Below are 18,484 nucleotides of genomic sequence, written 5' to 3'. Positions count from 1 at the left end.
CGCATGATTTGGGGTCACGACCGACATTGGACGTATGGGTGGCTGCTGCCGGATCGTAGAGGCATGGCCAAGTTCCTGCTCTCGCTCATGGTCGCCGGCTCCCGCCACGACATCCGTTCTCTCCCCGCGACGCGCAGCGCCGCCGTGGTCGCCTGGCCGACCGCCGCGCAGCGCAGCACCCGCTGAGCCCGGCTCGGCGCATCACCTGCTGAGGTCCTAGGACCCCCAGCAGGTCCGCACCCCGAACTCGACCCGGCGCGACTCCACGCCCTCTGCGGGGTGGTCGCTGATCAGCTCGGTCCCGGTGTCGAGGTAGCCGGTCGGCTCATCGCCCTCGCGCACCGCGTCGACGATCGCCTCCACGCCCTCGCGCGCCATGTTCTGCGGGTACTGCGACGCGGTCGCGTCGATCAGCCCGGGGCGCACGCCCTCCCGCATCGTCCGGCACCCGCCGTCGACCGACACCACGACGATCTCGTCCATGTCGGCACCGGCGTCCTCGAGCGCGGCCAGCGCCCCGAGCGCCGCCGGCTCGTTCACCGTGTAGACCACGTTGACGTCCGGGTGGTCGGCGAGCACCTGCGTCATCGCGACCGCCGCGTTGTCGCGGTCTCCCTCGGTGTCCACCGAGGCCACGACCACCTCGTCGCCCTCCTCGACCCCGAAGCCGGACAGGAAGCCGGTATGCCGCTCCTCACCCGTGCTGACGCCTGGCGTGAGGTCGAGGGTGACGATCTGGGGGTCGAGGCCGAGCTCCTCGGCCTTGGCCGCGGCATACTCGCCGATCAGCTCGCCGGCCCGCTCGTTGTCCGTGGCGAAGGTCGCGTCGACCGCCTCCGGGGGATCGGTCGGGGTGTCCACGGCGACGACGAGCACCCCCGCCTCCCGCGCGGCGGTGATGGCCGGGTCGAGCGCCTCGGCGTCGGTGGGCGCGATGAGGATGCCGTCGGCGCCCTGCTCCACCATGTCCGCGATCGCGGCTTCCTGGGAGGCCACGTCGGTGTCGCTGGTGCCGGTCGCGGTGAGCAGCTCGACGTCGAGCTCCTCGGCCGTCTCCTCGGCCACCTCCCGCATCTCGACCCAGTAGGGGTTCTCCTCCTGCTTGGTGATGAGTCCGACGGTCACCGGCTCCTGCTCCTCGCCCGTGCACCCGCTCAGCGCCGTCCCGGCCAGGAGGGTGCCGGTCAGCAGCACCACCCGCGTCGTGGTCCGCATGCTCGTCCTCACCTCAGGCCTCCACCGTCTCGGGCGTCGACCCGGGTGCGGGCCGCGTGTTGCGCAGGTCGAAGACCGCATAGCAGGCGACCAGCGCCAGACAGACGCCGGGAACGACATACCCCATCGCCGAACCCGACACGTCCATGACCGCCGCGTGCACCATCGGGATGAGCGCCCCACCGAGGATCGCCATGACGAGGCCCGCGGAGCCGAACTTCGCGTCCGGGCCGAGCCCCTGCAGCGCCAGGCCGTAGATCGTCGGGAACATCAGCGACAGTCCGGCCGAGATGGCCACGACCGCGATGAGGCCCACGATGTTGAGCACGAACATCGAGGTCAGGCAGCAGGCGGCGCCGAAGAGCGCCATGACGAGCAGCAGCTTGGCCGGCCGGAAGATGCCCAGCAGCCAGGTCATGACGAAGCGCGAGACCAGGAAGATCAGCAGGCTGGCCTGCAGCCACCAGCCCGCGGCGTCCTGGCTGAGCCCCACGACGTCCTGGGCGTAGAGGATCGTGAACGTCCAGGTGCAGGTCTGGGCCGCGACGTTGAAGAACTGCGCGACCACGCCGTAGCGGTAGTGCCGGTTGGCCCACAGCCGGGCGAAGGTCCCGCCCCCGCCGGAGGTGAGGTCGACCGCCTCCGGCTGCGTGGGCAGGTGCATCTTGCGGAAGGCGATGAGCAGCCAGATGAGCACGAGCACGCTGGCGATGAAGACGTAGGGACGCAGCACCTGGAAGAGGTCCGCCTCCTGCGCGGCGAGGAGCTCGGCCTCGCTCATGATCGTCTTGCTCTCCTCCGGCGTGAGGTTGGGCAGGATGAGCACCGCACCCATGAGCACGCCGAGGTTGGCCCCGACCGGGTTGAAGGACTGCGCCAGGTTGAGCCGCTGGGTCGAGCTCGCCTCGTCGCCCATCGCGATGACGAAGGGGTTGGCCGAGGTCTCCAGGATGGACAGCCCCGCGGCCAGCACGAAGAGCGCCAGCAGGAACATGTTGTAGGCGAGCATCTGGCTCGCCGGGATGAAGAGGAAGCCACCGAGAGCCGCGAGCCCCAGGCCCACCAGCACGCCGGCCTTGAAGCCGAAGCGGGAGTTGATGAAGGCCGCCGGGATGGCCAGCAGGAAGTAGGCGCCGTAGTAGGCGAACTGCACCAGTGATGACTGGAAGTTCGACATGTCGAAGATGCCGCGGAAGACCCCGACGAGGATGTCGGTCAGGTTGGCGGCCATCCCCCAGGCCGCGAAGCACAGCAGCAGCAGGATGAACGGCACCCGCAGGTGCTTGGCCACCAGCGGTGCTGCGCGCTCATCCGTGCTCGTCTCGGTCGGCACCGTCGCCATACCGCCTCCTTCTGACGCAACGTCAACTCTGTCGTGCGGCTGACTGTAACCCAGTGACGACGCGCGCACTACCCTGAGCCCTCCAGCCAGCGACGAGACGGAGCACCCGTGCAGATCTCCCACCAGACCTTCGTCGTGACCGGCGCCGGCAACGGCATCGGGCGCGAGATCGCCCTCGAGCTGCTGCGCCGGGACGCCCGGGTCGCGGGGGTCGACCTGCGGGAGGAGGCACTCGCCGAGACCGCCCGGCTCGCGGCGGCGGGGGAGCGGCTGTCGGTGCACACGCTCGACATCACCGATCGCGAGGCGGTGGCGGCGCTGCCCGAGGCCGTGGTCGCCCACCACGGCCACCTGGACGGCCTGCTCAACGTCGCCGGCGTGATCCAGGAGTTCGTCCCCTTCGCCGAGCTCTCGCCCGAGGCCATGCACCGGGTCGTGGACGTCAACCTCTGGGGCACGGTCCACACCACCCAGGTCTGCCTGCCGCACCTGGTCGAGCGGCCCGAGGCCTGCGTCGTCAACGTCTCCAGCATGGGCGGCCTGGTCCCGGTGCCCGGGCAGACGCTCTACGGCGCGAGCAAGGCCGCGGTCCGGCTGCTGACCGAGGGCCTGTATGCCGAGCTGCGCGGCACGGCGGTCGCGGTGAGCGTGGTCTTCCCCGGTGCGGTCGGCACCGAGATCACGACGAACTCCGGCGTGAGCGTGCCCGGTGGTGATGCCGAGGCGCGGCGGGACCAGGCCGGTCGCCGGACGCTGTCGGCCGCCAAGGCCGCGAGCATGATCGTCGACAAGGCGGTGGGCCAGGGCGGCTTCCACGTGAGCGTCGGCTCCGACGTCGCCCTGCTGGGTCGCCTGTCACGGGTCTCGCCGCAGCGGGCGACCGACCTCGTCGCGAGGCGTATGGCCGACCTGCTCGGCTGAGCCGCGCTGTCGTGCCGACCCGGCTCAGGCGGCCGGGTCGAGGCGGTAGCCGCGCCCCCGCACGGTCTGCAGCGACCGGCGGCCGAAGGGGGTGTCGATGCGTCGACGCAGGGCCGCGACCGACTGCTCGACGACGTTGGAGGTCGGGTCGTGGGCCGGGTCCCACACCGCCTCGACGAGCACCGCGCGGGTGAGGACCTGGCCGGGGTGCCGGGCGAAGGTCTCCAGCAGGGTGAACAGGTGCGGCGACAGCACGATGGGGTCCTCGCCCCGACTCACCCGCTGTGCGCCGAGGTCCAGCGTCAGGTCCCCGACGACGAGCCGAGGCGTCGGCACGACCGGCTCGCGCCGGGCCAGGGCCCGCAGCCGGGCGACGATCTCCGGGAGCCGGACCGGTCGGCAGACCACGTCGTCGGCACCGCTGTCGAGGGCCGCGACGACATCGTGGGTGGCAGCGCGCCCGGCCACCACGAGCAGCGGGGTGGCGATCCCGGCCGCGCGCAGGCGCAGCGACAGGTCGCGCTCGACCCGGCCCGTGGTCGGCACGCAGGCCACGGCCACCGCGATGCCCCCTGGGCTCTGCGGGGGCGACTGGCCGCAGGCCCATACCGCCTCGGCGATGCCGCCGAGCACGTCGACCACGCACCCCTCGGCATGCAGAGCACGAGCCAACCGCTGCGACCCCTCGTCGCCCAGATCGATCAGCAGGACCCTCATGTCTCCCACCGTCCCGGCGCTCGCTGTGCCCGTCCTGTGCTGCGCGCCGGTCCGAGATGTGGATCCGGCACACGGACGGCACATCGGCGGCACACCTGTGCGGGTGAGCCTGACAGCGCAACCCCGATCGAAGGAGTGACAGATGAAGCTCATCACCCGCACCCTGGGCACCGCTGGTGCCACCGTGGCGCTCGCGGGCGCCGGCGTCGTGATCGCCGGCTCCGCCTCGGCCGCCGACACCGGGATCCCGGTGCTCGAGGCCATCAAGCAGTGCGAGAGCGGCGGCAGCTACACCGCGCAGAACCCGACGTCCACGGCGTCCGGCGCCTACCAGTTCCTCGACAGCACCTGGCAGGGCATGGACGCCGCCGCCGGCTATGCCCGCGCCGTCGACGCGCCGGAGTCGGTCCAGGACGCCGCCGCGATCGAGCTCTACACCGAGCAGGGCACCACCCCGTGGCTGGCCTCCGCCTCCTGCTGGCAGGGCATGGGCTTCGAGTCGACCAGCGGCTCGGGCGAGACGGCGACCGCGACGGACACGATGTCGGCCGACACGGGCACGGCGGCCACCGTGGGTGACACGAGCACGACGACCGCCGCGGGCGACGCGGGCGGGGCCGGGGCCCACGGCGCGGGCCGCGGTGGCGGAGCGGCGGGCGACTGCTCCCGCTGACGCCACCGCATACCCGGCCGGGCCACCGACTCCCCTGCGGTGGCCCGGCCGGTGCGCGTGGAATATCTCGGGCCGTCCTGCCTTGATATAGTTGATTCGTCAATCAGACGTCGATCAGCCGCTCCACATCCCAGGAAGGGTGAGTCAGATGCAGTTCGGGATCTTCAGCGTCGGTGACGTCACGCAGGACCCGACGACCGGCCGCACGCCGAGCGAGGGTGAGCGCATCTCCGCGATGAGCGCGTATGCCCTCAAGGCCGAGGAGGTCGGGCTCGACGTCTTCGCGACGGGCGAGCACCACAACCCGCCCTTCATGACCTCCGCCCCGACGACGCACCTCGCGTGGATCGCGGCGCAGACGCAGCGGCTGCAGCTGTCCACCTCGACCACCCTCATCACGACGACCGACCCGGTCCGGATCGCGGAGGACTACGCCTTCCTCCAGCACCTGTCCGGCGGCCGCGTCGACCTCATGATGGGCCGCGGCAACACCGGCCCGGTCTACCCGTGGTTCGGCAAGGACATCCGCCAGGGCATCCCGCTGGCGATCGAGAACTACCACCTGCTGCGTCGGCTGTGGCGCGAGGAGGTCGTGGACTGGAAGGGGAAGTTCCGCACCCCGCTGCAGGGCTTCACCGCCACCCCGCGACCGCTGGACGGCACCCCGCCCTTCGTCTGGCACGGGTCCATCCGGTCCACCGAGATCGCCGAGCAGGCCGCCTACTACGGCGACGGCTTCTTCCACAACCACATCTTCTGGAACATCGAGCACACCGCGCAGATGGTCGACCTCTACCGCCGCCGGTTCGAGCACTACGGGCACGGGTCGGCCGACCAGGCGATCGTCGGGCTCGGCGGGCAGGTCTTCATGGCCGGCTCCGAGGCGGAGGCGAAGAAGACCTTCCGGCCCTACTTCGACGAGGCCCCGGTCTACGGCCACGGCCCCAGCCTGGAGGAGTTCACCCGGATGACCCCGCTCACCGTGGGCACGCCGGAGATGGTCATCGAGCGCACCCTCGGCTTCGCCGACGCGGTCGGCGACTACCAGCGGCAGATGTTCCTCATCGACCACGCGGGCCTGCCGCAGGACGTCGTCCTGGAGCAGATCGAGATCCTCGGCCGGGAGGTCGTGCCGGTGCTGCGCCGCGAGTTCGAGGCACGCCGCCCGGCCCACGTGCCCAGCGACCCACCCACGCACGCCTCGCTCGTCGCCGACGGGCTGGGCGCGCCGCACCACCTGGTCGCCCCGGCGGCGAAGGTCGACCTCACCGTCCCGACCACCGGAGCGCGCGCCAGCGCCTGAGCGGCGCGCGGCATACCGAAGGGAGCACGCCCATGACCAGGCGCATCGTCGTCCTCACCGCGGGCCTGTCGCAGCCCAGCTCCACCCGGCTGCTTGCCGACCGCCTCACCGACGCCGTGACCACACAGGTCTCGGCGCGCGGCGAGGCCGCGAGCGTCGAGGTGATCGAGCTGCGCGAGCTCGCCCACGACCTCGCGACCACCATGACCACCGGCGGGCTGCCGACGCCGGCTGTGGAGGCGGCGCGTGAGACCGTCGCCGCAGCCGACGCGGTGATCGCCGTGACCCCGGTCTTCGCCGCGAGCTACTCCGGACTGTTCAAGATGTTCGTGGACGTGCTCGACCCCGAGTCGATCGCCGGTATGCCGGTCCTCATCGCGGCGACGGCGGGCACGGCCCGGCACCAGCTCGTGCTGGACCACGCCCTGCGGCCGCTGTTCAGCTACCTGCGCGCGGCGGTCGTCCCGACCGGCGTCTTCGCGGCAACCGACGACTTCGGTGGGCCTGGCTCGCAGGACCTGGGGCACCGGATCAGCCGCGCCGCGGGGGAGCTGGCCACCGCCGTCGTCGCAGCCGGGGTGGAGGGCTTCGGCCAGGAGGCGCGACGTCGCTCGGTCCGCGGCGTGACAGCGGGCGAGGTCACCGACTTCGAGGACCTGCTCGCCGGGCTCGGCCAGTAGGACCCCGTGCGCCCCGGCACACTGGAACCATGAGCGAGCGGCGCGGCGGCGGGTGCACGAGCGTGCTGAGCCTGCTCCTCGTCCTCGGCCTGGTCATCAGCATGGTGGTCTACGTCTCGCCCGGCCTCGACCTCGGCGACGTCCGCCGGACGGTCTCTCCCGACCGCGCCGCGGGCGTGCCGGGATCCGGGGGCGAGGGCTACACCTTCATGCAGGTCACCGACGGAGGTGGCCCGGTCACCTGGGAGTGCGGCGCGGTCATCGAGCTCGAGGTGAACCCGCAGCGGGCGCCCGAGGGGTATGCCGACCTCGTCGCGGCCGCCGTCGCGCAGGTCGACGAGGTCTCGGGCTTCACCTTCGAGGTGATCGGCGAGACCGACGACCGCGAGTTCACCGGCCGCGGCAGGGGGCCGGTCCTGCTGGGCTGGGCGGACGAGGGTGAGGTGCCCGAGCTCACCGGGCCGACCGCCGGCCTGGGCGGGGCGTCCTACGTCATCGGCCCCGGTGGCGGGGCCAGGTCGGTCGGCGGCGTGGTCGTTCTCGACACCGACCAGCCCGGCGGGTGGCTCGGGGGCCTGGACGACCAGACCGTGCTGGTGCACGAGCTCATCCACGTCCTGGGGCTGGGCCACTCCGAGGACCCGGACCAGCTCATGGCGGCCGAGAACTCGGGGCAGGACGAGCTCGGCAAGGGCGACCTGGCCGGTCTCGCGGCGCTGGACGACGCGGCCTGCGGCTGATCCGCGCCGCCAGCGGCACCCGGATGCGACAAGAGCCGCCCTCGGACCAGGTCCGGGGCGGCTCTCGCGGGTGTTGAAGGGTCAGCCGCGCAGGTGCTCGATCGGGCGCCAGGAGCGACCGATCTCGAGGATCACGTGGGTGCTGCTGCGGAGAGCCTTGGACAGAGCGGTCATGATGGCCACCTTTCTTCATGTCGGGGTCTGACAGGTACTACTCTGACAGGATCTTTCTGTTAGGACAAGCGAACATTCCTTACGAGTATGTGTCAGACTTGCTACATGTTTTCCCCCGAGCAGCTGGTCAGTCTGAAGGCCGTCGTCGAGGAGGGCACGGTGCTCGCCGCGGCCGACCGCCTGGGACTCACCGCCTCGGCTGTCAGCCAGCAGCTGAGCCGCCTGCAGCAGGAGGCCGGGCAGCCCGTGCTCGTGCGCCGTGGACGCAACGTGGTGCCCACGGACGCCGCCGAGGTCCTGGTCCGGCTCGCCACCCAGGTCGAGCAGCTCGACGAGGCCGCCCGGGCCGAGCTGGAGCACCTGACCAGCGACGTCTCCGGGCCGCTGGTGCTGTCATCCTTCGCGACCGGGGTCGTCGGGCTGCTGTCGCAGGCGCTCCCCGGACTGCTGCAGACCTATCCGCTGCTGCGTCTCACCGTCCGTGAGCTGGCGCCCGAGGCCTCGCTCGGGGCCGTGCGCCGCGGCGAGGTCGACCTCGCCCTCGTCCACGACTGGACCGACCACCACATGACCTTCCCCGGCGGGCTGACGCCGACCGAGCTCGGGCACGACGTCGTCGACCTCATCGCGCGCGGGGACCACGGCCTGCGCCTGAGCCGCAGCGGCTCGGTGGACCTCGCCGACCTCGACGGCCGGGAGTGGGTGGACGACTCCCCGGGCGTCTTCAGCGAGTGGCTGCTCTCGGCCCTGCACCAGCGGAGCCTGGACTACCGGATCGCCGCGACGGCCGACAGCTTCCCCAGCAAGATCGCGCTCGTGGCCGCCGGCTTCGGCATCGGCCTCATCCCCCGCCTCGGCAGGCCCCCACTGCCGGACGGGCTCGTGTCCCTCCCGGTGCGCAACCCTCCGACCCGTCGCATCATGCTCGTCCACCGCGACTCCAGCGTGCGCCGCCCCGCGGTCGTCGCCGTCGGGCGCGAGATCCGGCGCATCTGGGCGGACCAACAGGGCTGACCCTGCATACACATGGGCATGCGCATGCCGCCTGCTACCCTGGATCGATGTCGGTCATGGATCGTCGGTTGCAGCTTCTGCTGGACGCGGAGCGGTATGCCCGGGTGTCCCAGGAGGCGGCGGCCTCTGGCCGGAGCGTGGCGGCGGTGATCCGCGAAGCCATCGACGCCCGCTTCGCCCCGGACGACGACGCGGCTCTCCGCGCAGCCGGGAGCGAGCTCCTCGAGCGCGCTCGTCTCGCCCGGGCAGACGCGACACATCCTGGCGAGGGTCCGGATGATCTCAAGCGGGCCTACGCGACGTCGGTGGACGCCAAGCTGGCTCGTCGATGAAGGCCATCTTCGTCGACTCCTCCGTCCTGCTCCTCCCCTTCGGTGGCGAGCACCCGGACCGCGCGGCCTGCTCCCGGCTGCTCGAGCTGGCCGCGACGGGGCGGGTCCGGCTGCACGCCAGCGTCGAGGCCGGGCAGGAGTTCCTCTTCCACCGCCTCCGGCGTGGTGCGACCGCCGTGGCCGTCGAGGACTTCGACGCCCTCGATCGGCTGGTCGTCTGGCATGACTTCGACTCCGCCGTCCTGCGCCGGAGCCGGGATCTCGTCGAGGCGGAGGAGGCCCGAGGCCGTGATGCGGTCCACGCGGACACGGCGCTGTGCGCGGGATTCGCCCAGATCGTCACCACCGATCAGGACTTCGAGGGAATCACCGGTCTGGATCGCGTCGATCCACGTGACCTCGGACCGGCGGACGCGACGAGCTGACGCCGGCACGAGGCCGCCCGTGCCGTCAGGACTCGCGCGGCTGCATCCCGGTCTGGCCCTGGAGCCGGTCGATGTGCTCGGAGGCCTGCGCCTTGGTGAGGCCGTCGGCGGGGATCTGCTCGCCGGCGGCGCTGGCCAGCCGGTCGAGGTAGGACTTCTGCGCCTCGGTGGCGGGGTCGTCGCCGGTGGCCCAGTCCTCGGGGTCGCGCTCGACCTGCTCCTGCGGCGACTGCGGGCTGCTCGCGCCGAGCATCTCGGCCCCACCAGACTGCTGGTCGGGCTGGGCTGGGTGGTCGGGGTCGGTCATGGGGGTCGTGTCGTCCGTGGGGTTCGTCATGCCACCGACTGTAGGTGCGGGGTCCGACAGCGTCGCGACGAAGCCGTCGGGCGATCGGGCCCGGCCCGGGCCCGGCTGGCAGGCATACGGGCGCGGGTGTAGGCATGGGGTCATGACGCCGACGTCCACGGACCAGCCGACCACCGCGGCCTACCGGGCCGCCCGCGACCAGCTCGTCGACCTGCACGGCGACCCCGGGCGCGCCCGCGCGGAGTTCCGCTACCCCGACCTGGGGGAGCGCTTCAACTGGGCCGTCGACTGGTTCGACGCGATCGCGCGCGGCAACGACCAGCCCGCGCTGATCGTGGTCGAGGAGGACGGCAGCGAGGTCACGCTGACCTTCGACGAGGTCGCCACCCGCTCGGACCAGGTCGCCGCGCGGCTGGCCCACCTCGGCATCGGCAAGGGCGACAGCGTCATGGTCATGCTCGGCAACCAGGTCGAGCTGTGGGACACCATGCTCGGCGTGATGAAGCTGGGCGCGGTCATCATGCCGACGACGACCGCCGCCGGCCCCTCCGACCTGCGCGACCGGCTCGAGCGCGGGGCTGCCCGCGCCGTCGTCGTCAACGCCGCCGAGGTCGACAAGTTCGACGACGTGCCGGGTGACTACCTGCGGGTGAGCGTCGGCGAGGCACACGGCTGGGAGGACCTGCGCGCGGCCTACCGCGAGCACGTCGAGCCGGTCGAGCATCCAGGCACCGCACCGCAGGACCGGCTGCTGCTCTACTTCACCTCCGGCACCACCAACCGGCCCAAGCTGGTCGAGCACACCCAGGTGAGCTACCCGGTGGGGCACCTGTCGACGACCTACTGGCTGGGCCTGCGGCCCGGTGACGTGCACCTCAACATCTCCAGCCCCGGCTGGGCCAAGCACGCGTGGAGCTGCTTCTTCGCGCCGTGGATCGCCGAGGCGACGATCCTGGTCTACAACTACACCCGCTTCGATCCTGCTGCCCTGCTGCAGGTCATCCGCAGCCACCGGGTCACGACCTTCTGCGCCCCGCCCACGGTCTGGCGGATGCTCATCAACGCCGACCTGTCCGGTGGGCCGGGCGCGCTGCGGGAGGTCATCGGCGCCGGGGAGCCGCTCAACCCCGAGGTCATCGCGCAGGTCCAGAAGCAGTGGGGGCTCACCCTGCGCGACGGCTACGGCCAGACCGAGACCACCGCGCAGATCGGCAACTGCCCGGGCGGGCGGGTCAAGCCCGGGTCGATGGGTATGCCGCTGCCCGGCGTCCCCTCGGTGCTCGTCGACGTCGAGAGCGGGCAGGTGGTCGACGGCCCGGGCGAGGGTGAGATCTGCCTGGACCTGTCCGCCTCGCCGGTGGCGCTGATGACCGGCTACCAGGGCGACGAGGGGCGCAACGCCGAGGCGATGGCCGGCGGTTTCTACCACACCGGCGACGTCGCGGAGCGGGACGCGAACGGTCTCATCACCTACGTCGGGCGCACCGACGACGTCTTCAAGGCCAGCGACTACAAGATCAGCCCCTTCGAGCTGGAGTCGGTGCTCATCGAGCACCCGGCGGTGGCCGAGGCGGCCGTCGTGCCCGCCCCGGACGAGGTCCGGCTGGCCGTGCCGAAGGCCTACGTCGCACTGGTCGACGGGCACGAGCCCACCGCGGAGACCGCGCGCTCGATCCTCAGCCATGCCCGGGAGCACTTGCAGCCCTGGCAGCGGGTGCGCCGGGTCGAGTTCTACGAGCTGCCCAAGACGATCAGCGGCAAGATCCGCCGGGTCGAGCTGCGGGCCCGTGAGGAGGAGCTGGCCGGCGCCGGTGAGGCGGCGGGCGGCGCCGGTGGGTCCGGGGAGAGCCAGACCGAGTGGCGGGACAGCGACTTCCCCGACCTCAGGGGCTGAGCTCGACCGGGCAGTTGCCGACGGCATACGTGGGGTAGCCGAAGCCGTCGACGTCGGTCAGGCGCATCCCGCCCACCGTCTCGGCGCGGGCTCGACCGAGATTCCAGCTCAGCAGGTCCTCGTCGAGCTCCACGTCGGGATGCCAACCGACGGCGCAGTCGGCCAGGTCGTCACCGTCCGCCAGGCCCGGGATCGTCTGGCCCGCCAGGCCCTCCCGGACCGTCGGCACGGCGTCGGCCCCGAGGGTCTGCAGGTAGCCCACGTCGAGGCGACCGGTCTCGGCGTACCGGTCGATGTTGCGCTGCGCCACCCACGCCTCGGGGTTGGCCAGGCCGATGACGAGCAGGAAGGTCGCGCCCGAGGCGAGCGCCGCGCGCGGCACCCAGCCGCCGCGCAGCCGCCAGCCCGCCACCATGACCAGCACGACCAGCAGCCCGAGCCACAGCTCGAAGGCGTCGACGAGCACGCGCAGCACGGTGAAGCCGTAGGCCTCCTGATAGACGTGCATCCGGTAGAGCGCCGAGCCGACCACGACGAGCGTGAGGCCGCAGAGGACGCCGAGCACGCTGCGCAGCAGCACCCGGTCGCGCGCGGTCTCTCGCGAGGCCCGGCGGCCGACGATCGCGACCGTCACCAGCGTCAGCGCGGTCGCGAGCGTCAGCTGGCCGAAGCCCTGGTGGACGGACTCGGCATACGTCATGCCGGTGGTGCGCTGCACGAAGTCGTGCCCGCCGAACATCGCGGCGCCCTGCGCGAAGAGGAAGACGACGAAGGTCGCGATCACCACGCCGACCGGCACGACCCACTCCCACGCGCGGGTGACCTGGCGCCCTGCCGGCAGCTCGACCAGGTCGACCCTCGGCGGGTTGAGCGCGAGGTAGCACGCCGCCAGCACGATGCCGCCGACGACGAACCAGGTGAAGCTGCGGAGCACGAGGGACTCGGCGATGTCGACCTCCGGGAGCAGGTCGCTCACCCAGGCCCCGACCACCGCGTCGCCGGAGGCGAAGAGCCCGCCGAAGACCACGAGCGCGACGAGCGAGATCGCGGCCGTGCGCACGACCGGCCAGAGCAGGGTGTGCCGGGACGTCGCCGTGATCGTGCGGCCCAGGAGCGGCAGCCCGCGCAATCCGCTGAGCACCCACGCCGCGGCGCCGGCGACCATCGCGGGCATGCCGCGGGCGCCGGTCAGCGCGGTCGTGACCAGCAGCGCCGCGGTGAGCAGCGCCAGGACCGCGAGCCACTCGGCGGCCCGGAGCACGAGCAGGCCGGCGAGGCCCACGCAGAGCGCGGCCGAGGCGAGGGTCCACGGGTCACGCCGCCGCGGCGAGAGCCGCAGGACGAGGGCGCCCGCGGCGAGCAGGACGAGGGCATACGCGATCCCGATGCCGCGGTAGGGCAGGAGCACGGCGGCGAGCGCCCCGATCCCCACCGAGGCCCACAGCGCGACGGGCGCGGTCCGCAGGCGTGAGGTCGGCTCCGGCCAGAGCCGGCCGAAGAGGGTGTCGAATACCGACGGGGTCGGCACCGGGATCTGGGTGCCCGAGACTGGTGACGCGGGCACGTGGGCAGGCCGGTCAGCGGCGTCGTCGGCGGTGCGCTGCGCCGGGAGCGGCGGGCTGTCATGGGTGGCCATCGGACTCTCCTCGCGGTCGTCGGTCGTCTGAGCTGTCGTTCTGGACATCGCTTCCTGGGGAGGGGGTCCCACGTCCCGTTGTCCACGTCGGTATGCCGGGGGCGTGAGTGGCAGCTCGACCCGCACGAGGGCTCCGGTCGCCGTCTGGCGCGGCTCCGCCTCGAGCGCCCGGACCGTGCCGCCGTGCAGCTCGCACACCCAGCGGACGATGGAGAGCCCGAGGCCGGTGCCGCCGCCGGCGTCGTCGCCGACGCCGAACCGGGCGAACATCTCCTCGCTGCGGCCGGGCGGGAAGCCCGGCCCCTCGTCGTGGACCTCGAGCGACCAGCCGGTGCCGGTGACGTCGGCCACCACGCGGACCGTCCCGCCTGCGGGGCTGTGCCGGACGGCGTTGTCGAGCAGGTTGGTGACTACCTGGGCCAGCCGGGCCCGGTCGGCCCGGACCTCCAGGCCCTCGGGGACGTCGACCTCGACGGACACCGCGTGGCCGCGGGCGGCGACCGTGGCCCGGGCCTCGTCGGCGCAGCGCGCCAGCAGGTCGGCGACCTGCACCGGCTCGACGTCCAGCGTCGCGACGCCGGCCTCCACCCGGCTGAGGTCGAGCAGGTCCTGCACCAGCGCGCTCAGCCGCTCCGACTGGTCCAGCGCGGTCTGCAGCGCCCGGTCGTCCGGGGTGACGACGCCGTCGACGAGGTTCTCCAGCAGCGCGCGCTGCGCCGCCAGCGGCGTCCGCAGCTCGTGCGAGACCGTGGCGAGCAGCTCGCGCCGCTGCCGGTCGGCGCCGTCCAGCTCGGCCGACATCGTGTTGAAGGCGGTGCCGAGCTGGCCCACCTCGTCGCTGGCGCTCGCGGTGACTCGGGTCGAGTAGTCCCCACCGGCCATCCGCCCGGCGGCCACGGTCATCTGCCGCAGCGGCGAGGTCATGCCCCGGGCCAGCCACTGGGTGACGAAGAGCGCGGCCGCGACGGACACCGGGATCGTCAGCCAGGCCGAGACCCCCGCGCGGTCACCGACCTCGGAGACGACGACGGCGGCCAGGATGCTCAGCGTGACGAGCACGCCGATCTTGACCGTGATCGAGCCGACGCCGTCGAGCGGGCGCTCGGGTGCCCGGCTCACCGGCCGCTCTCCAGGGCATACCCCACGCCGTGCACGGTGCGGACCCGGGCGCTGCCGATCTTGGCGCGCAGGGCCTTGACGTGGCTGTCGAGGGTGCGGGTGCCGTGCGCGTCCGACCAGCCCCACACCTGCGTCATCAGGTCCTCGCGGCCGCGCACGCTGCCCGGCCGCTCCGCGAGCGCACCGAGCAGGTCGAACTCCAGCGGCGTCAGGTGGATCTCCTCGCCGGCAACCCGCACCCGGCGCGCGGAGGCGTCGATCTCCAGGTCGCCGACGGTCTGCACCGGCAGGCGGGTGTCGGCGAGCTCGGTGGCCCGCTCGACGCGCCGGAGCAGCGCCTGCACCCGGGCGACGACCTCCCGCATCCGGAACGGCTTGGTGACGTAGTCGTCGGCGCCGGCGGCGAGGCCGACGAGGATGTCGGTCTCGTCGGTCTTCGCGGTGAGCATGAGGACCGGGACCGGGCGCTCGGTCTGCAGCCGACGGCAGACCTCCAGGCCGTCCAGGCCGGGCAGCATGAGGTCCAGCACGACCACGTCCGGGGTGTGCCCGGCCGCCTCGGTCAGGGCGGTCGGCCCGTCGACCGCCCGCGCGACCGCGAAACCCTCGGCGGTGAAGCGGTCGGCCAGCGCCTGGTTGATCGTGAGGTCGTCCTCGACCACCAGCACGGTGCGCGTCGTCTCGGTCATGGGTTCGAGCCTAGGTCTGCGCTGGTGGAGAGGGTGCTGGGCAGATGTGGAGGTTGTGTGAATGTCGCTGCCTGGCCCTAGGTTGGCGCCGTGAGCACCATCGTCTTCCTGCACGCCCACCCCGACGACGAGGCGAGCCAGACCTCGGCCACGATGCGGCTGGCCGCCGACGCCGGGCACCGGGTGGTGTGCGTCTACGCCACCAACGGCGACCACGGCACCGTGCCCGCGGACCTGCGGGAGGGGGAGACGGTGGTGGACCGGCGTCGCGCCGAGGCCCAGGCGTCGGCCGTCGCGCTCGGCACGGCGCGGGTCGTGTGGCTCGGCTACGCCGACTCCGGCATGACCGGGTGGGAGCAGAACAGCCACGAGCAGTCCTTCCACGCCTGCAGCACCGACGAGGCCGCGGCGCGGCTGGCGCGGGTCCTGGACGAGGAGGACGCCGACGTGGTCGTCGGCTACGACTGGCACGGTGGCTACGGCCACCCCGACCACGTCAAGGTCCACGCCGTCGTGCACCGGGCGGCGGAGCTGGCGGCACGGCGCCCACGGCTGCTCGAGGCGACGATGAACCGCGACCACATGCGGCGCATGTTCGAGGCGGCCACGGCGGCCGGGATGGCGCCCGAGGACGCGGACTGGGATCCGGACGCCCCCGCCGACGACGGCAACCCGGTCGGCACCCCCGAGGCGGAGATCCACTGGCACGTCGACGCCCGGCCGGTGCTCGCGGCCAAGCGGGCGGCGCTGTCCGCGCACGCCAGCCAGGAGGACGTCGGCTGGATGCTGGGTATGCCGGAGGAGCAGTTCGCCGCGGCCTTCGGGGACGAGTGGTTCATCGAGCCCGGGCGGGATCCGGGGATGACCGACGCTCACCCGGTGGGCTGAGGGCGCGACCGGGGGAGGCGGCGCCTACCCTCGAAGGATGAGTGACGCGCCGCAGCCGATGCCCGAGTCCGACCGCGCGGAGCCGGACGGCGCCGACCTCGGTCGGTCCCTGGGCACGGACTTCATGCACCTGGACGACCTGCTCACCGATACCGAGCGCGAGCTGCGGGACGGCGTGCGCGCCTGGTGCGACGACGAGGTCGTCCCGGCGGCGCAGGAGTGGTGGGAGGCGGCGCGATACCCCGTCGAGATGGTGCCGGGGTATGCCGCGACCCGGGTCGCCGGTGCCTCGATCGAGGGCTACGGCTGCGCCGGGGTCTCCACCCTCGCCGACGGGATGATGTGCGCCGAGCTGGCCCGGGGGGACGGCTCGATCGCGACCTTCAACGCGGTCCACTCCGGGTTGGCGATGACCTCGGTGCACCTGCTGGGCAGCGAGGATCAACGGGAGCGATGGCTGCCGGGGATGGCCCGGGTGGAGACGGTCGGCGCGGTGGCGCTGACCGAGCCCACGCACGGGTCCGACGTCGTGAGCATGGAGACCCGGGCCCACCGCGACGGCGACCACTGGGTGCTCGACGGCGCGAAGCGGTGGATCGGCAACGGGTCGGTGGCCGACCTCGTCGTGGTCTGGGCGCGCGACGACGACGGCGACGTGGGTGGCTTCGTCGTCGAGTCCCCGCAGCAGCTCGACGGCTGGGACGCCCAGGTCATCCAGGGCAAGATCAGCAACCGCGGCGTGTGGCAGGCGCACATCCGCCTCGACGGCGTGCGGATCCCGGCCGACAACCGGCTCGCGCAGGCGCGCACCTTCGCCGACACCAACCGGGTGCTGGCACGCTCGCGGCAGGCGGTGGCCTGGGAGGCGATCGGCCATGCGGTCGCGGCCTACGAGGGCGCGCTGACCTATGCCCTGCGCCGCGAGCAGTTCGGTCGTCCGCTGGCCAAGAACCAGCTCATCCAGGACGACCTCGCCCGCATGGTCACGCTCATCACCACGATGCAGCTCACCTGCACGCGGATGAGCCAGCTCGAGGACGAGGGCCGCTGCACCATCGAGCACGCCGCGATGGCCAAGCTGCACACGACCACGGTGGCGCGCGAGGTCGTCGGCATCGCCCGCGACATGCTCGGGGGCAACGGGATCCTGCTGGACCACCACGTCGCCCGGCACTTCGCCGACCTCGAGGCGACCTACACCTACGAGGGGAGCCGCACCGTGCAGTCGCTGCTCGTGGGCCGCTCGGTGACCGGCACCAGCGCCTTCCGCTGAGCCGCCCCCGACCGGGCGTCGTGAGTGGTTGGCTCCGGTCCGACCGGGCGTCGTGAGTGGTTGGCTCCGGTCCGACCGGGCGTCGGGTCTGGTGACGGCTGTCATGTCCGGCGGTCACGCGGCCTGACTAGGGTGACGGTATGCCCGATCCCGCCGCGCCCGATCCCGCCGCGCCCGACCCCTCCGCCCAGGGACCCTCGGACGTGCCGCCCGACTGGCGGCCCGACATACCGGTCCCGGGGCAGCGGCCCACGCCCCGCGAGGAGCTGCCGGCGCAGTGGCGCGGCAACCACCCCGCCGCCGCGGCGGACCGGGACGCGCCGGTGCCCATGCGCGCGCCGACCCAGACGCTGGGGACCCTCATGGGAGACGTCGTGCGGACCGGCGCGTGGGACGCGGCGGAGCGCACGACCACGATGCTGCTCGTCGGCGATGTCAAGCTCGACCTGCGCGAGGTGATCCGGCCCGACGAGACGCTGGAGATCTCCTCCTTCACCGGGATGGGCGACATCCGGATCGCGGTGCCTGCCGGCACCCGGGTGGAACTCTCGGGCTTCAACCTTCTCGGCAACATCCGGCACGACGTCGACCCGCAGGCCCAGTCCTCGGCCGACACGGGTGCCTGCGTCCGCATCAACGCCACGAGCCTGCTCGGCGACGTCCTGGTGCGCACGATGCCGCCCGACGACGGCACCAAGCCTCCCCGCGGCTGGCGCTGGACCCGGAAACGCTGAGCGCCGGTGGGTCGGGTCTCTACCAGAGCGGCAACATGCCCCAGCGGCCGAATACCAGGATCGGCACCAGGAAGACGACGACGAGTAGGCCGAAGAGGACGAGCAGCCGTGGGCGAAGGGCCGAGCCGGTCACGGTCTGCACCGAGACGATGAGGAGACCGATCACGCCCAGCGCCACCCCGAGCGCAGGGGCCAGTGCACCGACTAGGAGGGTGGCTACCGCGAGCGCGGCAAGGCTACCCGTAGATGTTGCAGGTTCCGCTGCTGTTGTACGTTGCATTTGCGTACCCCTTTGCCCGAATGCAGAGGTGCCTGTACTCATCGAAGGGACCTCTAGCGACGAACTGTCTCTGATACAAGGCTCTAGCGATGTTGTTGGACAGGACATGTTGGTTGTTGAGCGTCACG

The 18,484-nt window shown here is 72.4% G+C and carries 20 protein-coding genes; 13 read left to right on the top strand and 7 right to left on the bottom strand.

Annotation, left to right across the window (positions count from 1 at the left end; all coding sequences use genetic code 11):
* Window positions 1–63: 63 nt before the first annotated feature.
* Window positions 64–186 carry a hypothetical protein gene (locus FU792_RS18635; protein ID WP_022923650.1) on the top strand — a complete coding sequence of 41 codons (123 nt, stop codon included), beginning with the start codon at window positions 64–66 and terminating at the stop codon, window positions 184–186.
* 30 nt (window positions 187–216) lie between these two features.
* On the opposite strand, the gene FU792_RS15605 is transcribed toward FU792_RS18635, so the two are convergent.
* Together FU792_RS15605 and fucP are read right to left on the bottom strand one after the other, a co-directional pair.
* The gene (locus FU792_RS15605; RefSeq protein WP_022923651.1) at window positions 217–1,215 is read right to left on the bottom strand and encodes a substrate-binding domain-containing protein; all 999 of its coding nucleotides are present in this window, start codon (window positions 1,213–1,215) and stop codon (window positions 217–219) included.
* A gap of 13 nt (window positions 1,216–1,228) precedes the next feature.
* On the bottom strand, window positions 1,229–2,557 hold the full coding sequence (gene fucP / locus FU792_RS15600; protein WP_022923652.1) for an L-fucose:H+ symporter permease: 1,329 nt from the start codon (window positions 2,555–2,557) through the stop codon (window positions 1,229–1,231).
* A 108-nt stretch (window positions 2,558–2,665) separates the two neighbouring features.
* Here fucP and FU792_RS15595 point away from each other — a divergent pair, with 108 nt between their 5' ends.
* The gene (locus FU792_RS15595) at window positions 2,666–3,478 is read left to right on the top strand and encodes an SDR family NAD(P)-dependent oxidoreductase (RefSeq protein ID WP_022923653.1); all 813 of its coding nucleotides are present in this window, start codon (window positions 2,666–2,668) and stop codon (window positions 3,476–3,478) included.
* 24 nt (window positions 3,479–3,502) lie between these two features.
* On the opposite strand, the gene FU792_RS15590 is transcribed toward FU792_RS15595, so the two are convergent.
* Window positions 3,503–4,195, bottom strand: a complete 693-nt coding sequence (locus FU792_RS15590; RefSeq protein ID WP_022923654.1) for a response regulator transcription factor — start codon at window positions 4,193–4,195, stop codon at window positions 3,503–3,505.
* 142 nt (window positions 4,196–4,337) lie between these two features.
* Between FU792_RS15590 and FU792_RS15585 the strand changes: the two genes are divergently transcribed.
* The 7 genes from FU792_RS15585 to FU792_RS15555 all read left to right on the top strand — a co-directional run bounded on the left by FU792_RS15585 (window position 4,338) and on the right by FU792_RS15555 (window position 9,536).
* Window positions 4,338–4,868, top strand: coding sequence for a transglycosylase family protein (locus FU792_RS15585; RefSeq protein ID WP_022923655.1), 531 nt, complete (start codon window positions 4,338–4,340; stop codon window positions 4,866–4,868).
* 148 nt (window positions 4,869–5,016) lie between these two features.
* Entirely contained in the window at window positions 5,017–6,171 is a 1,155-nt protein-coding gene (locus FU792_RS15580) for an LLM class flavin-dependent oxidoreductase (protein ID WP_022923656.1), read from the top strand.
* A 32-nt stretch (window positions 6,172–6,203) separates the two neighbouring features.
* On the top strand, window positions 6,204–6,851 hold the full coding sequence (locus FU792_RS15575; protein ID WP_022923657.1) for an FMN reductase: 648 nt from the start codon (window positions 6,204–6,206) through the stop codon (window positions 6,849–6,851).
* A 29-nt stretch (window positions 6,852–6,880) separates the two neighbouring features.
* Window positions 6,881–7,591 carry a matrixin family metalloprotease gene (locus FU792_RS15570; RefSeq protein ID WP_022923658.1) on the top strand — a complete coding sequence of 237 codons (711 nt, stop codon included), beginning with the start codon at window positions 6,881–6,883 and terminating at the stop codon, window positions 7,589–7,591.
* Between the two features lie 279 nt (window positions 7,592–7,870).
* Window positions 7,871–8,779, top strand: a complete 909-nt coding sequence (locus tag FU792_RS15565; protein WP_022923660.1) for a LysR family transcriptional regulator — start codon at window positions 7,871–7,873, stop codon at window positions 8,777–8,779.
* Between the two features lie 47 nt (window positions 8,780–8,826).
* On the top strand, window positions 8,827–9,111 hold the full coding sequence (locus FU792_RS15560) for a ribbon-helix-helix protein, CopG family (RefSeq protein ID WP_022923661.1): 285 nt from the start codon (window positions 8,827–8,829) through the stop codon (window positions 9,109–9,111).
* Window positions 9,108–9,536 (top strand): type II toxin-antitoxin system VapC family toxin, encoded by a 429-nt coding sequence (locus FU792_RS15555; protein WP_149814886.1) that lies wholly within the window; start codon window positions 9,108–9,110, stop codon window positions 9,534–9,536. Before FU792_RS15560 ends, FU792_RS15555 begins: the two co-directional genes overlap by 4 nt.
* A gap of 25 nt (window positions 9,537–9,561) precedes the next feature.
* On the opposite strand, the gene FU792_RS15550 is transcribed toward FU792_RS15555, so the two are convergent.
* Complete coding sequence (locus tag FU792_RS15550; protein WP_420329303.1) at window positions 9,562–9,873, bottom strand: DUF3072 domain-containing protein; 312 nt, start codon at window positions 9,871–9,873, stop codon at window positions 9,562–9,564.
* 112 nt (window positions 9,874–9,985) lie between these two features.
* Between FU792_RS15550 and FU792_RS15545 the strand changes: the two genes are divergently transcribed.
* Window positions 9,986–11,737 carry an AMP-binding protein gene (locus FU792_RS15545; RefSeq protein WP_022923664.1) on the top strand — a complete coding sequence of 584 codons (1,752 nt, stop codon included), beginning with the start codon at window positions 9,986–9,988 and terminating at the stop codon, window positions 11,735–11,737.
* Here FU792_RS15545 and FU792_RS15540 read toward each other — a convergent pair.
* A complete protein-coding gene (locus tag FU792_RS15540; protein WP_022923665.1) occupies window positions 11,727–14,492 on the bottom strand; it encodes a DUF4153 domain-containing protein in 2,766 nt (921 codons plus the stop codon). The genes FU792_RS15545 and FU792_RS15540 overlap by 11 nt on opposite strands.
* A complete protein-coding gene (locus FU792_RS15535) occupies window positions 14,489–15,181 on the bottom strand; it encodes a response regulator transcription factor (RefSeq protein WP_022923666.1) in 693 nt (230 codons plus the stop codon). The genes FU792_RS15540 and FU792_RS15535 overlap by 4 nt, the downstream gene beginning before the upstream one ends.
* A 90-nt stretch (window positions 15,182–15,271) precedes the next feature.
* On the opposite strand from FU792_RS15535, the gene FU792_RS15530 reads away from it, so the two are divergent.
* The 3 genes from FU792_RS15530 to FU792_RS15520 all read left to right on the top strand — a co-directional run bounded on the left by FU792_RS15530 (window position 15,272) and on the right by FU792_RS15520 (window position 18,076).
* Entirely contained in the window at window positions 15,272–16,069 is a 798-nt protein-coding gene (locus tag FU792_RS15530; RefSeq protein WP_022923667.1) for a PIG-L deacetylase family protein, read from the top strand.
* A gap of 37 nt (window positions 16,070–16,106) precedes the next feature.
* Window positions 16,107–17,342 (top strand): acyl-CoA dehydrogenase family protein, encoded by a 1,236-nt coding sequence (locus tag FU792_RS15525; RefSeq protein WP_237739963.1) that lies wholly within the window; start codon window positions 16,107–16,109, stop codon window positions 17,340–17,342.
* Between the two features lie 140 nt (window positions 17,343–17,482).
* A complete protein-coding gene (locus tag FU792_RS15520; RefSeq protein WP_022923669.1) occupies window positions 17,483–18,076 on the top strand; it encodes a LiaF domain-containing protein in 594 nt (197 codons plus the stop codon).
* Between the two features lie 19 nt (window positions 18,077–18,095).
* Here FU792_RS15520 and FU792_RS16910 read toward each other — a convergent pair whose 3' ends face one another.
* Window positions 18,096–18,254, bottom strand: a complete 159-nt coding sequence (locus tag FU792_RS16910) for a hypothetical protein (protein WP_022923670.1) — start codon at window positions 18,252–18,254, stop codon at window positions 18,096–18,098.
* Window positions 18,255–18,484 lie beyond the last annotated feature (230 nt).

The organism is Serinicoccus marinus DSM 15273, from assembly GCF_008386315.1.
Lineage (GTDB): Bacteria > Actinomycetota > Actinomycetes > Actinomycetales > Dermatophilaceae > Ornithinicoccus > Ornithinicoccus marinus.
The sequence above is the reverse complement of the archived record's forward strand: the minus strand, read 5'-3'. Positions and strand labels throughout refer to the sequence as shown.